The organism is Polynucleobacter sp. (genome assembly GCF_040400325.1).
In the GTDB taxonomy this organism is placed as follows: Bacteria; Pseudomonadota; Gammaproteobacteria; order Burkholderiales; family Burkholderiaceae; genus Polynucleobacter.
Genome location: NZ_JBBAQK010000001.1, coordinates 510,533 through 525,474, shown reverse-complemented (window position 1 = coordinate 525,474; position 14,942 = coordinate 510,533). Strand labels below are relative to the sequence as shown.

General features: G+C 45.1%; 14 protein-coding genes and 2 tRNA genes. 8 read left to right on the top strand and 8 right to left on the bottom strand.

From position 1 onward, the window contains the following. Positions 1–7 precede the first annotated feature (7 nt). From fdhF to ABWP14_RS02550, 4 genes are all read right to left on the bottom strand, one after another. Entirely contained in the window at positions 8–2,905 is a 2,898-nt protein-coding gene (fdhF, locus tag ABWP14_RS02565) for a formate dehydrogenase subunit alpha (protein WP_353201397.1), read from the bottom strand. 25 nt (positions 2,906–2,930) lie between these two features. Then, a complete protein-coding gene (locus ABWP14_RS02560; protein ID WP_353201396.1) occupies positions 2,931–4,733 on the bottom strand; it encodes an NAD(P)H-dependent oxidoreductase subunit E in 1,803 nt (600 codons plus the stop codon). 190 nt (positions 4,734–4,923) lie between these two features. Further along, complete coding sequence (locus ABWP14_RS02555) at positions 4,924–5,145, bottom strand: hypothetical protein (RefSeq protein ID WP_353201395.1); 222 nt, start codon at positions 5,143–5,145, stop codon at positions 4,924–4,926. Between the two features lie 78 nt (positions 5,146–5,223). Continuing rightward, the gene (locus tag ABWP14_RS02550) at positions 5,224–5,529 is read right to left on the bottom strand and encodes a YciI family protein (protein WP_353201394.1); all 306 of its coding nucleotides are present in this window, start codon (positions 5,527–5,529) and stop codon (positions 5,224–5,226) included. A gap of 279 nt (positions 5,530–5,808) precedes the next feature. On the opposite strand from ABWP14_RS02550, the gene ABWP14_RS02545 reads away from it, so the two are divergent. Further along, positions 5,809–5,973, top strand: a complete 165-nt coding sequence (locus tag ABWP14_RS02545; protein WP_353201393.1) for a hypothetical protein — start codon at positions 5,809–5,811, stop codon at positions 5,971–5,973. Between the two features lie 56 nt (positions 5,974–6,029). Here ABWP14_RS02545 and ABWP14_RS02540 read toward each other — a convergent pair. Beyond that, positions 6,030–6,120 (bottom strand) — tRNA-Ser (locus ABWP14_RS02540). Positions 6,121–6,168: 48 nt separating this feature from the next. Next, a complete protein-coding gene (gene acs, locus ABWP14_RS02535; protein ID WP_502930126.1) occupies positions 6,169–8,142 on the bottom strand; it encodes an acetate--CoA ligase in 1,974 nt (657 codons plus the stop codon). A 164-nt stretch (positions 8,143–8,306) separates the two neighbouring features. Between acs and ABWP14_RS02530 the strand changes: the two genes are divergently transcribed. Genes ABWP14_RS02530 through ABWP14_RS02510 form a run of 5 tightly spaced genes read left to right on the top strand, consistent with a single transcriptional unit; the run spans position 8,307 to position 12,496 of the window. After that, complete coding sequence (locus tag ABWP14_RS02530) at positions 8,307–9,830, top strand: fumarate hydratase (protein ID WP_353201392.1); 1,524 nt, start codon at positions 8,307–8,309, stop codon at positions 9,828–9,830. Between the two features lie 32 nt (positions 9,831–9,862). Further along, the gene (gene murI, locus ABWP14_RS02525; RefSeq protein ID WP_353201391.1) at positions 9,863–10,669 is read left to right on the top strand and encodes a glutamate racemase; all 807 of its coding nucleotides are present in this window, start codon (positions 9,863–9,865) and stop codon (positions 10,667–10,669) included. Then, positions 10,666–11,385, top strand: a complete 720-nt coding sequence (locus ABWP14_RS02520) for an energy transducer TonB (RefSeq protein WP_353201390.1) — start codon at positions 10,666–10,668, stop codon at positions 11,383–11,385. The genes murI and ABWP14_RS02520 overlap by 4 nt, the downstream gene beginning before the upstream one ends. A gap of 2 nt (positions 11,386–11,387) precedes the next feature. Further along, a complete protein-coding gene (locus tag ABWP14_RS02515) occupies positions 11,388–12,080 on the top strand; it encodes a MotA/TolQ/ExbB proton channel family protein (protein WP_353201389.1) in 693 nt (230 codons plus the stop codon). A 2-nt stretch (positions 12,081–12,082) separates the two neighbouring features. Continuing rightward, positions 12,083–12,496: an ExbD/TolR family protein gene (locus ABWP14_RS02510; RefSeq protein WP_353201388.1), complete on the top strand. Its 414-nt coding sequence runs from the start codon at positions 12,083–12,085 to the stop codon at positions 12,494–12,496. A 12-nt stretch (positions 12,497–12,508) separates the two neighbouring features. Here the strand turns inward: ABWP14_RS02510 and ABWP14_RS02505 are convergent, their stop codons facing one another. Beyond that, complete coding sequence (locus ABWP14_RS02505; RefSeq protein WP_353201387.1) at positions 12,509–12,970, bottom strand: hypothetical protein; 462 nt, start codon at positions 12,968–12,970, stop codon at positions 12,509–12,511. Positions 12,971–13,146: 176 nt separating this feature from the next. Between ABWP14_RS02505 and ABWP14_RS02500 the strand changes: the two genes are divergently transcribed. Both ABWP14_RS02500 and ABWP14_RS02495 read left to right on the top strand, forming a co-directional pair. Then, entirely contained in the window at positions 13,147–14,082 is a 936-nt protein-coding gene (locus ABWP14_RS02500) for a Bug family tripartite tricarboxylate transporter substrate binding protein (RefSeq protein ID WP_353201386.1), read from the top strand. 21 nt (positions 14,083–14,103) lie between these two features. Further along, on the top strand, positions 14,104–14,727 hold the full coding sequence (locus tag ABWP14_RS02495) for a flavin reductase family protein (RefSeq protein ID WP_353201385.1): 624 nt from the start codon (positions 14,104–14,106) through the stop codon (positions 14,725–14,727). Between the two features lie 15 nt (positions 14,728–14,742). On the opposite strand, the gene ABWP14_RS02490 is transcribed toward ABWP14_RS02495, so the two are convergent. Continuing rightward, positions 14,743–14,831, bottom strand: a tRNA-Leu gene (locus ABWP14_RS02490). Positions 14,832–14,942: the final 111 nt, after the last annotated feature.

The following is a 14,942-nucleotide window of genomic DNA, read 5'->3' as shown; positions in this document are numbered from 1 at the left end:
GGTGAAGCTAAGATGCAGCAGCAACTATCTTCTGCCTCATTGGATCATTTGTTCCGTAACCCATTACTGGTGCTACCTGCCCACCCTTGCTGACCTGGACTGCGCAGTACTTAAATTCTGGAATTTTGCCAAATGGGTCTAATGCTGAATTAGTCACTAAGTTTGCAGCAGCTTCGTAGTAAGCAAATGGAATAAAGATCACTCCACGAGGTGTTCCATCATCTCGACGTACATGTATACCGACTTCTCCCCGACGAGATTGCACAGTGGCAACATCGCCCGCAACAATGCCCAGTTGGGCCATATCTTCACCATGCATCGATACGGTGGCCATCGGCTCAATCGCATCTAAGATGGTTGCTCTTCTGGTCATGCTGCCGGTATGCCAATGTTCTAATTGACGTCCCGTAATTAAGACATATGGATACTCTGAGTCTGGCCTTTCATTTGCAGGAATGATATCTGCCGGAACCAACTTCACTTTGCCATCAAGAGTCGCAAAGTGATCATCAAATACGATGGGGCGACCTGGATCTTCTTCAGATAAACATGGATAGGTTACGCTGGATTCTCTCTCGAGACGCTTCCAAGTAATACCTTTGATCGCAGCATGCATCGCGAGGCGCATTTCATCGTAGACCTCTGCTACGCCATCATCAGGACCTTGGTAGTTCCAATCTAGACCCATACGCTTAGCAATTTCTTGGATGATCCACAAATCTGGCTTTGCTTCACCAGGAGGATTGATTGCTTTTTTACCCATCTGCACCATGCGGTCAGTATTGCTAGCAGTGCCGACCTTCTCCGGCCATGCGCTTGCAGGTAACACCACGTCTGCTAACAAGGCAGTTTCAGTCATAAAAATATCTTGTACGACTAAGTGCTCCAGAGAAGCGAGTGCATGACGTGCATGATTTAAATCAGGATCACTCATTGCAGGGTTCTCACCCTCAATATACATACCGCGGATCTTATCGGGATCACTATCTGGCGCAGTAATCTTATGCATGATCTCAACAACGGTATAGCCCGGCTTCTTATCAAGCTTGGTATCCCAGAAGTTTTCAAACCAAGCATGTGCCCCATCGTGGTCCACACGTTGATAATTCGGGAACATCATCGGAATCAATCCGGCATCACTGGCACCCTGAACGTTATTCTGACCTCGTAATGGATGCAGACCCGAACCTGGCTTACCAATTTGCCCTGTAATACTGACTAAGGCAATCAAGCAACGCGCATTATCGGTGCCATGCACGTGTTGACTGACGCCCATACCCCACAAAATCATAGCTGACTTAGTGGTAGCAAATTCTCTGGCTACTTCACGGATTGTTTCTGCAGGAATGCCGCAGATTGGCGCCATCACTTCAGGGCTGTAACCTTTGATATTTTCTTTGAGGGCTTCAAAATTATTAGCACGCTCTTGAATAAATTTCTGATCGGCTAATCCCTCTTCAATAATCGTGTAGATCATCGCATTAAGTAGAGCCACATCAGTATCAGGCTTAAACTGCATCGTACGCCAAGCATGCTTGCTGATATCAGTCAAACGAGGATCGCAGAGCACAATCTTCGTACCTCGCTTCGCAGCATTCTTAAACCAGGTAGCTGCAACAGGATGATTAGAGGTTGGGTTTGATCCAATCAGAAAAATCATGCTGGAGTTTTCGACATCATTCACTTGATTGCTAACTGCACCAGACCCTACGCCCTCTAAGAGCGCAGCCACAGACGATGCATGGCAAAGACGCGTGCAATGGTCAACGTTGTTATTACCAAATCCAGTGCGCACTAATTTCTGGAATAGATAAGCTTCCTCGTTACTGCCTTTAGCGGAACCAAAACCAGCCAGTACTTTTAAGCCATGCCTGTCTTTGAGTGCCTTTAACTTACCGCCGGCCAAATCTAATGCCTCTTCCCAAGTCGCCTCGCGGAAAATGTTCGACCAGTCTTGAGGGTTCTGTGTTGTAGTCTCATCCTTAGGTACACCAGGTTTACGAATCAGGGGCTTAGTTAAGCGTTGTGGGCTATGAATATAGTCCATACCAAAGCGGCCTTTTACACAAAGGCGATTATGGTTTGCAGGACCATCGCGACCCTCAACACTGACAATCTTTTCATCTTTGACGTTATAGGTAATTTGGCAACCTACTCCGCAAAACGGACAAACTGAATCCACTTTACGATCAACCATTTGTGAGCCTATTAAACCCTTAGGCATTAAAGCGCCCGTTGGGCAGGCCTGCACACACTCGCCGCAGGCAACGCAAGTGCTCTCACCCATCGGATCATTGAGATCAAAGACGATTTCACTATGGGAGCCACGCATGGCATAACCAATCACATCATTGACCTGCTCTTCACGACAAGCGCGTACACAACGATTGCACTGAATACAGGCATCTAAGTTCACCGCCATCGCCGGATGTGAAATGTCAGCTAATACTTTTTCACGACGCAGGGCTTTTAGTTCTGGGCGAACAGTAATATCCATACGCGCTGCCCAAGTACTGAGTTCACCATGTTGATTTTTTTGCTCTTCTGCTTTGGTGTCACCAACCCACTTAAAGCCTTCATCTGGCATATCAGAGAGCAGCATCTCAATCACTAACTTCTGACTCTTAATAGCGCGCTCACTATTGGCTTTTACTTCCATGCCTGGTGTAGCACTGCGACAGCAGCTAGGGGCTAAGGTGCGCTCACCATTGATTTCTACTACGCAAGCACGACAATTGCCATCGGGACGATAACCATCTTTAAAACAGAGATGGGGAATATCAATGCCATGGCGTTTTGCGGCCTTGAGAATAGTCTCGCCTTCATAAGAAACGATAGTTTGACCGTCCAGTTTGAACTCAACAGTTTGCAGTTCGAGCTCTTTAGTATTAGTTGGTGCGTTCATGTTCTCTAATCTTTTCCAATGATGATCAAGCTACTTCATTCGGAAAATATTTAGCAATACAACGAATTGGATTAGGTGCAGCTTGTCCAAGACCGCAAATGGAGGCATCGACCATGACGATCGCTAAATCCTCCAGTGTTTCTTGATCCCAAGTTTTAGCTTGCATCAGTTTGGCTGCCTTACCAGTACCTACACGACAGGGGGTGCATTGACCACAACTCTCATGCTCAAAGAAGTGCATTACATTGAGCGCCATATCGCGCGCCTTATCTTGATCGCTAAAGACCATCACTGCTGCTGAACCAATAAAGCATCCATAGGGCTGCAATGTATCGAAGTCCAAAGGAATGTCATTCATCGTAGCTGGCAAGATGCCACCAGATGCGCCGCCCGGCAAATAGCCATAGAACTTGTGACCATCTTGCATGCCGCCACAATACTCATCAATCAACTCTTGAATCGTAATACCTGCTGGTGCGAGCTTGACGCCAGGCTTTTGAACACGGCCGCTAACACTAAAGCTACGCAAGCCTTTGCGATCATGGCGGCCAAAGGAACTAAACCACTCTGGGCCACGCTGCACAATATCGCGCACCCAGTAAAGCGTTTCAAAATTATGTTCTAGCGTGGGTCTACCAAATAAACCCACTTGCGCAATATAAGGAGGACGCATTCTGGGTTCGCCACGTTTACCTTCAATGCTCTCAATCATGGCAGACTCTTCACCGCAGATATATGCCCCTGCACCACGACGTAATTCAATAGTCGGCAATTTAAATGGGGGATTCGCTTTGAGCTTCTCTAGTTGAATCTCTAGTAACTCACGACAACCGTGATACTCATCACGCAAATAGATATAACAGGCATCGATACCAACCACCCTTGCAGCAATCAGTAATCCCTCTAAAAAGCGATGCGGATCACGCTCTAAGTAGGTGCGGTCCTTAAAGGTTCCTGGTTCGCCTTCATCGATATTGACGGCCATAAGCTTAGGCGCTACCTGATCTTTGACAATTCGCCACTTCCGTCCTGCTGGAAAACCTGCACCACCAAGACCGCGTAGTCCTGAACTTTCCATTGCTTTAATAATGCTCTCGGCATCTCGCTTACCTTGGACAATATCTTTTGCCAAGGCATAGCCACCTTGTTTGCAATAAGACTCGTAGCCAACATACCCTGGTGAAACTGCTTGATTTTGACCTTGCTGAGAAATACCCTGCTCTACTAATGATCCTGGATCAAAGTTAGCATCATCTATTGCCAAGGGTTGCGTCGTTAAATTATTGTTGACCGCAGCCGATACTTTGTCAGCCGTGGCAAAGAGCACAGGATATTGATGCACTACTGCTACAGGTGCTTGCTCGCAACGACCGACACAGGGTGCTGGAATAACTTTGATCTTGTCATTACCCAATATGGAAGGTAATTTTTCTAAGAGCTTTTGTGCACCTGCTAACTCACAGGCGATCCCATTACACACTCGAACAGTAATATCCGCTACAGGATCATTGCCGCGTACCACTTCAAAGTGGTGATAGAAAGTGGCAACCTCATACACCTCAGCCATTGGCAAATTCATTTCTTTCGCTAGAGCGACTAAATGACGATCATGCAAAGCTCGAAACTCATCATTGAGCTTGTGAAGATTTTCAATTAATAAATCAGGACGATGAACAGCTACGCCGACGAGACGGCGCACTTCTGCCAAAGAAGCATCGTCAGGCTGACGACCTTTAAGCTTACTTTTGCGACGAATGGTCTCCCTTAAATCATCAGCTGTTGCAACAGCAACCGCTTTGACTTCTTCAGAAGGCTTGGGATGATTCATGGCTTGTAGTCTCTAATCTTCTGTCTCATCGCCATCAGCGGTGAGAGGTATTTTCATATTCCATTTGTACAATTCAGGCAAACTCTTTGCCTAGAAAAACTAGTCAAATAACCGATTGATTTTGGGTTATTTCACTCTCTAAGTCCTTGACGCCGCTCAAGGTATTCAAATAAGGGTAAACCCTTATATTTTAAAGTAAAGAAGGCCTAGGTCTATCGCCAGGCGGACGGGAATAATCTATCTGACGCTCATAAAGACGAGCACGATAGCAGTCGTTGTAGCCCGGACTCCCAATTTGCCAGCCAATAGAGGTGCAATCGTCTTGAGCAGCAGATTCAATTGAGCCACAAGCAGAAAGTCCTATTACAGCAAATATAGAAGCGAGAAGGAGACGCAATTTTGTTGAATTCATACTCTAAGTCTACTGGATTCTGAGCACAAGGGTTCAGGGAAGTGTTGCCTTGTTTTTATTGCATAAAGTAAACAACCATCATTTGGCCGGCGGAAAGCCCACCTTTTGTGCCCACATATTATTAAAAGCATGAATCACTGGTTTTTCATAAACACCTGCTTTGGTGTAAGGCTCATCTTTTAACCAAGCCTCTACATCTGCTCTACTCGCAAAGTCTATTGCCAATAGACTACCAATCGGTGTCTTACCATCATCAGATATCAAAGGACCTGCAAAGGCCATGCGATCAGATAATTGTGCAAGATAAGCGCGATGCTCTGGTCTTACTTGAATACGTAAGTTACCAGTTCCTGGGCGATCCATCAGCAAAATTGCAAATAACATTTTGTCTCCTTTATTAATTAGGTAGGCTGTAGAGAATCTTAAGACAAGAGCAGAAGATAGCTATTTTTTTCTCCACTCCTCATTATCAGCATTTTTTAAAAAATTGTAGTTTTTGTACATCAGCTTTTTAAATTATCGCTTCTTTGATAGACATGTCACAAAGACTTCCTCACACTGCATCCAACTAAAGGGTTTGAGGGGTGAAAAGGTTTACTACCGTTCACTGGATTACTTCTTAAATTCTTAGGTCAAAAACCTAACTAGTTCTTGGAGGTAATGATGAAGATCCACCATTACGATTCGGAAGATGATGACTATTTTGATGAGTATGCAGACTCCCTTAAGCATCAACTCTTAAAAGATAGACTGCTTTGGCAGCATCAGGCTCGTAAAGAAATTTGTCTAGAGTACCGCTTACTCGATGACGATTGCGACTTTGATTAAATAGTCCCAAACGAAGAGCCTAAGAAAAAACCACCCGTAGGTAGTTTTGGTGCTACTGGCGGAAGAGGCGGGATTCGAACCCGCGGTAGGCTATTAACCTACGCACGCTTTCCAGGCGTGTGACTTAAACCGCTCATCCACCCTTCCGTAAGACCACTGATTATACGTTTGCCGAAAGGGTTTGCCTTGGAATGCCTAGATGGGCTGCTTGAGTTGTTCCAGAATTGCTGGATTCTCAAGGGTTGAGGTGTCTTGAGTCACTTCCTCACCTTTAGCAATCACACGCAAGAGACGTCGCATGATCTTGCCAGAACGGGTTTTCGGTAAGTTATCACCAAAGCGAATATCTTTTGGTTTAGCAATGGGGCCAATTTCTTTGCCTACCCAATTACGCAAATCAGTTGCGATCTTTTTAGCCTCATCACCAGTTGGACGACCGCCCTTGAGTACTACGAATGCGCAGATAGCCTCACCAGTCATATCATCAGGACGACCCACTACTGCTGCCTCAGCAACTAATGGGTTGGCTACTAAGCTCGACTCGATTTCCATGGTACCCATACGGTGACCAGAAACGTTCAAGACATCATCAATACGTCCAGTGATGGTGAAATAAGCAGTATCTTTATTTCGGATTGCGCCGTCACCTGCAAGATATAAAGCGCCGCCTAACTCTTCCGGAAAATACGACTTCACAAAACGATCTGGATCATTCCAAATGTTACGAATCATGGAAGGCCATGGACGCTTCACAACCAAGATGCCGCCTTGTCCGTTTGGAATATCAACGCCCGCCTCATCCACTATTGCTGCCATGATGCCTGGCAAAGGTAATGTGCATGACCCTGGAACCATGGGAGTAACACCGGGCAATGGAGAAATCATGTGGCCGCCAGTTTCGGTTTGCCAGAATGTATCCACAATTGGGCAACGTGAACCACCTACATTTTCGTAATACCACATCCATGCTTCAGGATTAATTGGCTCACCAACTGAACCCAAGAGACGCAAGGAAGATAAGTCATAGCTCTTTGGATGAACCAATTCATCATTACTAGATGCTTTGATGAGTGAACGAATGGCAGTAGGTGCAGTATAAAAAATGGTCGCTTTATGTTTTTGAATCGTATCCCAGAAACGACCTGCATTAGGAAAGGTTGGTACACCTTCAAAAACAATTTCAGTAGCACCTGCAGCCAATGGGCCATAAGTAATATAGGAGTGGCCAGTTACCCAACCAATATCTGCTGTGCACCAGAACACATCAGTTGGCTTGATATCAAAGGTCCACTTCATTGTGAGAATTGCCCACAAGAGGTACCCACCAGTAGAGTGCTGAACGCCTTTTGGCTTACCAGTAGACCCTGAGGTATACAGAATGAATAAAGGATGCTCGGCGCTTACCCACTCTGGCTCACAAGTGGCTGATTCATTTGCGACAAGGTCATGCATCCATACATCACGACCAGCAAGCATCGGAATGGTGCGCCCAGTGCGCTGGTATACGACAACATTTTTTACTTTTTCACACTCACCTAATGTAATAGCTTCATCAACAATGATCTTGAGAGGTAATTCTTTACCGCCACGATATTGCTCATCGGCAGTAATCACTGCTACAGCACCAACGTCAACAATCCGTTCTTGCAAAGATTTTGCAGAGAATCCACCGAATACCACTGAATGTATTGCACCAATACGCGCACACGCTTGCATGGCAACAATGCCTTCAATTGACATAGACATATAAATAATGACGCGGTCACCAGACTTGATGCCCATTTTGCGCAAGGCATTGGCCATCTTACAAACGCGATTCAGTAATTCTTGATAGCTGACGTTGGTCACTTTGCCGTCATCTGCTTCAAAAATAATGGCAGTCTTATTGCCTAGACCTTTTTCAATATTGAGATCTAAACAGTTATAAGAAGCATTTGTTGTGCCATCTTCAAACCACTTATAAAAAGGGATTTTGGACTCATCCAATACCTTAGTGAATGGTTTCTTCCAATGGATATTCTCTTTTGCAAGGCGTGCCCAGAAACCCTCATAATCATTCTGTGCTTCTGCGCACAGTTTGTTATACGCTTCCATGCCTGAAATGGCGGCACCCTTGACAAAGTCTGTAGGTGGGTTAAAAACGCGGTTTTCTTGCTTTAACGATTCCATGCTTCCCAGCCCTCTATCTAATAATCATCAATCTTTATCTGCGAAAATATCGCACAATGACAGAATTACCCAGTCAAGACCTTAGAAGATAAGTGAAAACACTCGGGATTTGCTCTATGGCAAACCCTTAAAATAGCTCAAACCTTATAAATTAGGCAAAAACAATGACAAATATCAAACAAAACGACCTGATTCAAAGTGTGGCAGATGCCTTTCAGTTCATCTCCTACTATCACCCCAAGGACTTTATTACTGCCATGGGTAAGGCCTATGAGCTTGAAGAGGGTCATGGTGCTAAGGATGCGATCGCCCAAATATTAACCAATAGCCGTATGTGCGCCGAAGGTCACCGCCCTCTTTGTCAAGACACGGGAATTGCTGTTGTCTTCCTCAAAATTGGTATGAATGTTCAATGGCCCGATGCCACCATGAGTGTCACTGATATGGTGAATGAAGGTGTACGCCGCGCCTATCTCAATCCAGACAATATGCTGCGTGCTTCAGTGTTGAGTGACCCTGCTGGCAAACGCAAAAATACGGGTGACAACACCCCTGCTGTCATCCATTATGAAATTGTGCCGGGTGATGATGTTGAAGTGATTTGTGCTGCTAAAGGTGGTGGCTCTGAAAATAAAGCGAAGATGGTCATGCTCAATCCATCTGACTCCATCGTAGATTGGGTATTAAAAACTGTTCCTACAATGGGTGCGGGTTGGTGTCCACCAGGAATCCTCGGAATTGGCATTGGTGGTACACCAGAAAAAGCCATGGTCATGGCCAAAGAATCTTTAATGGGGCCTGTTGATATTCAAGAGTTGATTGCTCGTGGTGCTAAAACACGAGCCGAAGAGTTACGTCTTGAGATTTATGACAAAGTGAATAAGCTTGGTATTGGAGCTCAAGGTCTAGGTGGCCTAGCGACTGTCTTAGATGTGAAAATCATGGAATACCCAACTCATGCAGCCTCCTTACCAGTGGCGATGATTCCAAACTGTGCAGCCACACGTCATATTCATTTCCATTTACATGGTGATGGTCCAGCGAAATTAGAAATGCCTTCTTTATCTGATTGGCCAGATGTCACTTGGACTCCAGATGTTCAGAAATCAAAACGCGTGAATTTGGATACCTTAACGCCTGCTGAAGTCGCAAGTTGGAAGCCTGGTGAAACACTATTGCTTAATGGCAAAATTTTGACAGGACGTGATGCAGCACATAAGCGCATTCAGGATATGTTGGCAAAAGGCGAAGAGTTACCAGTGAGCTTTAAAAACCGCGTGATTTATTATGTCGGTCCAGTCGATCCGGTTCGTGATGAGGTTGTTGGTCCAGCTGGACCTACTACTGCAACCCGCATGGATAAATTTACTGAGATGATGCTGGCAAAAACTGGTCTAATCTCAATGATTGGTAAAGCAGAGCGAGGGCCTGAAGCAATTGAGGCAATTAAAAAACACAAATCCGCTTATCTCATGGCTGTTGGTGGCGCTGCCTACCTCGTATCAAAAGCGATTCAGACATCCAAAGTCGTTGGGTTTGCAGACCTAGGTATGGAAGCGATCTATGAATTTGATGTCAAAGATATGCCGGTTACCGTTGCCGTGAATTCTGAAGGTATTTCGATGCACCACGAAGGCCCTCGTAATTGGCAAGCCAAAATTGCCGGCATTCCAGTCAAGATTATCTAAGTTCATCAACCCAGTTAACTAAAAAGCACACGTTGGCACTCATCGGCGTATTTGATTCTGGCGTAGGAGGCTTATCCATTTTGGATGAGGCCATTCGTCAATTGCCGCAGCACGACTACATCTATTTAGCCGACTCAGCAAACGCCCCTTATGGAGAGCGCTCTAGCGATTGGATTACAGATCGAAGTTTGGTGCTATGTCGCCATCTCTTAGAAGAAGGTTGTGACGCTATAGTGCTTGCTTGCAATACTGCTACTGCGCAAGCGATTGCACAGATTCGGGATAGCTTGGCGATTCCAGTGATAGGAGTAGAGCCTGGAATCAAGCCCGCAGCGATGCAAACCCTAAATGGCATTGTGGGTGTCTTGGCTACCGAAGCCACCTTAAATAGTGACAAGTTCAACGCCTTGTTAGCCACACTTCCTAGTAACTGTCAGTTCATCAAGCAAGCAGGCGCTGGCTTGGTGCCGCTGATTGAGGCAGGCAAAGCCAATAGTGAAGCAGCTCTAGAATTACTGGCCATCCATCTGCAAGCAATCCAAGATGCTGGTGCAGATACTTTGGTTTTAGGATGCACCCACTATCCTTTTTTACGGAAAGCGATTCGAAAGCTGCTCGGGGAGTCCATTGCCATCATCGATACGAGTGAGGCTGTAGTCAAGCAACTGAAAAGGCAGCTAGAAGCAACAGCAGTTCCAAATTCTAAGCATGGCAAGCAGCAGCTCACTTTTATTAGCAGCAAGGATGAGCACAGTCTATTGGCAATGGCTAATGAATTGATGTACAGCGATATGCAGTCACATCATATTCAGGCTAAATTATTAGGCAATATCAGATGAGCACTTTTCTGCAAAAAGTGGATTCCTATATTCCGTTTAATAAAACAGAACGCATTGTTATTGTCATTGTGCTGTTACTACATGTTTTGCCCGCCTTAGACTTTTTCCAATGGAGTGCAAAGCCCAGTAAACCAGATGAAGACACACGGGTGATGGCAAATCTAGTAAGCCCTGAAGCTGCTGATAAGAGTCAGCAGCCCCCTGCCCCACCGCCACCCAAACCAAAGTCCGAGCCTAAGCCCGAACCCAAGAAAAAAACGGTAGATGAAAAATCTGCCGATAAGCCAACCCCCACCCAAGCCCAACAACAGCCCCAGCAGCAGCCCCAAACACCACCGACCAGCCCACAAACGAAGAGTGAAGTCACCCCTCCCACTGCCAATGTGGCGCCTTCGACCACCGGCGGTGCGAGTGGCACACCCATTCAGACCGACATTGGTAAACTAGTCGTCGTCTATCAGCCTGATGCTGATGCTTACTATCCTTCGTTTTCAAAGCGCTCAGGCGAGCAAGGTGAGGTAGTTGTGAAATTAATTATCGATGAAACTGGTGCAGTTGAAGAGGTGGCAATGCTTAAATCAAGCACCTTCCCCAGATTGGATCGTGCAGCATCAGAAATTGGCAAACGTTATCGCTTCAAGCCGTTTTTAGTAAATGGAACGCCAACCAGAATTTCTACTAACCTTTTAATCAAATTTAATTTAAAGAATCAATAACTATGAATACACCATTTGGCTTAGCAAATCTTTGGCTTGAAGGTGACGCCGTGACGCGTTTTGTAGCGCTAGCCTTGCTCTTCTGCTCGATCGTAACTTGGGTCATTTTGCTCACCCGCTTTTGGGAGTTACGTAATATGCGTAAACTCACGCCACAGATTGAAAAATTCTGGCAGGCGACCTCTTTTGAGCAGGGTCTGCAAGCATTTAGTGGTCACACTAATAATCCTTACTACCAAATTGCTAAGGCTTCTACTGAAGCCTCACTCCATCATCAAAGCCAAACCACTAATCATCGCGAACTTTTGCAAACTCTGAACTACTCGGAGTGGATGGCTAGAAGTATCAAAAATAGCATTGATGGCCTTGCCGCTAAACTTCAAAAAGGTCTAACCTTCTTAGGCTCTACGGGCGCTACCTCTCCCTTCATTGGCCTCTTTGGTACTGTTTGGGGTATCTATCACGCTCTTATTGCAATTAGCAGCTCTGGAAGTGCGCAGATTGATCAAGTCGCCGGTCCCATTGGTGAGGCATTAATCATGACTGCTTTAGGTCTTGCAGTAGCAATTCCGGCCGTGCTTGGGTTTAATGCCATTAATCGTGGCAATAAACTACTAGTCACCGATCTCAATCGTTTTGGGAATGACTTGCTAGCCTATTTTGTCACCGGTGCACGCGTTCATTCTGGAGAATAAACATGTCTTTTAATCTGCAAAATGAACAGAACGAAGATAGCATCATGGCTGAAATCAACATGACGCCGATGGTGGACGTCATGTTGGTATTGTTGATTATCTTTATCATTACCTTGCCAGTAATGCAGCAGGCAGTGAAGGTTGAGCTACCAAAAGCCAATAGCGTGCGTAATGAAATCAAACCAGAATCTGTACAGTTATCGATTGATGCTAATGGGAAGATTTTTTGGAACAGTACGGCGATTGATCTCAAGACCTTTGATGGTTATGCAGAAAAAGCAGCTCAGAAAGAGCCTCAACCTGAGATTAATTTGCGCGCCGACAAATCCGTTAAATATGAATATGTGGCACAGGTCTTGGCTGCTTCTCGTCGTGCAGGATTAACTAAGCTGGGCTTTGTGACTGATCCCAATTAAAGAAGAAGGCCCTTAAGGCCGTGCAACGCACTGCTCTTCATAGGATTTAGTACCATCACCGAGGTTTGCGCCCAATATACCGCCTTGGATAGTGTCGAGTTTACGTAACTTTCCTGTTTCACGATCAATCATCACTATAGATGTAACAGATCCTGCTGAATAGGATATTCCTTCCAGAACTTCGGCATCAAATTGAGTACTTAATAAATAAGAAGCTTTTTGTTTTGTAATGGTGACATTTTTAACAAACTGTCGGCCTTCTGAACCAACCACATCTAAGTCACGTCCATCCAAGTAAACCTTTGGACTGGAATTTGCCGAACTAGCGCTTTGTATTTTAAGCTCATAGGTTTCTGAAAAATCACGCTCGGTACGAGTACACATCAATGTAAGCGTATTCGCTAAAATCTCAGAGGCAAAAAATAGTTGTAATAAGACCATCAGCAGGAGGCGGCAAAAGGATGGGTTCTTCATGGCAGTTGCAGTAATAAGGAAAAAGATGATCTGATTATCTCAAGCTCATCACTCACATAAACTCATTTAAAGATAAACTACATAAATAATACAAATAAAACCCTTAGTGAGACGCTAATATGACCCTATTCCAGAGCAGAATAATTCGGCTCATTCCTTTATTACTTTTATTAAGTTTGAGCACTCTAAGTCAAGCACAAGATCCTGCTGCAACTTATCCCAATAAGACCATCAAAATTATTAGTCCCTTTGCTCCTGGTGGCGCAACCGATATCCTAGCGCGAACCTTAGCGCAAAAGCTTGGCGAGGCCTGGAAACAAACTGTCATAGTGGATAACAAGTCTGGCGGTGGTGGTGTGATTGCAGCTACGGAAGTCGCCAGGGCAGAGAAAGATGGTTATACCCTCTTGCTTGGCTCAGTAGGCCCCGTAGAAGTCTTGCCAAGCATTATGAAAAAGGTGCCATACGACTCTGAAAGAGATTTTGCTGGCGTAGATATCTTGGTAAACGTAGAGAATGTAGTCGTTGTGAACACCCAAGTTCCCGTCAAAAATATCCCCGAACTCATTGCTTATGCCAAAGCTAATCCCGGGAAACTGCACTCTGGATCATCAGGGATTGCTACAACAGGTCACCTTTCTTTAGAAGTCTTTAACCAACTTACTGGGGTAGACATTGTGCATGTCCCCTATCGGGGTGGTGCGCCTGTTACTTCCGCTTTACTGGCGGGTGATATTGAAATGAGCTTTTCTACAGTCCCCGCAGCTATCCAGTACATTAAATCAGGAAAGCTACGCGCGATTGCAGTCACTGGTGAGAAACCACTTGATGCATTGCCAGGCATTAAACCTATTAAAGATCAGGGTGTTCCAGGTTTTAAAGTGAGCTCGTGGTACGGCATCTTAGCGCCTAGCGGTACCCCGCCTAGCATCATTAATAAGATCAACCTTGAGCTTGGAAAAATTATTGCTATACCAGAGATCAAGGCCAAACTACTGGAGCAGGGTTGGACAACGGTACACACTACGCCAGCACAAATGAATAAGCAAATTCAGTCAGAAATTCAGGAGTGGAAGATCGTCATTAATAAAGCAAGCATTACCCTTGACTAAATATCTTCAACATTATTGAACATGAATCTTGATCTGACCGCCGCCGATAAAAAAGATCGCTACAAGCTACTGATGAGTAGCATTCTTCCTCGACCGATTGCCTTGGTAACTACCCAAGACGATGAAGGAAGAGTCAATGCTGCACCATTTAGTTTTTTTAATATCATGGCAAGTACACCAGCCATTGTGGTTTTAGGGATTGACTCCAAAAGTCCAGGGGTCCCTAAAGATACTGTGCGGAATATACAACTCACCAAAGAGTTTGTGATCAATATGGTCTCCGAGGAGATTGTTGAAAAAATGAGCTTATGCTCGAGCCCTCTTCCAGCAGGAGAGGATGAATTACAGTATTCAGGTCTCACTGCTGCGCCCTCGATTCAGGTCAAACCTCCAAGGATTGCAGAATCCCCTATTAATATGGAATGTCGTATTGTCGAAATTCTTAATATTGGTCATGACAGAAACATCGTGATTGGCAATGTGATTCACTACCATATTGATGATCAATTTTATGATGCTAAAAACGGCTATGTTTTAGTAGAAAAATTAGGTTTAGTCGCTAGAATGCATGGTAAATCGTTTTACTTACGCAGTCACGATATTTTTGAAGTCAATAGGCCAGTAGGCTCTTCATCTTTGCGCTAAATACTGGTATTCGATTGGTGCCCGAGGCCGGAATCGAACCGGCACGACTTTTTTGAGTCGGCAGATTTTAAATCTGCTGTGTCTACCGATTTCACCACTCGGGCTCGCACTAGCAGGAACTGCCGCGCTATATAAATCAAGACAAGCCAAATTTTAGCATGCGAGCGCATCAAGCCCTATGAAGCCCAGCCAAGCTTAAAACCACTAAACTAAGC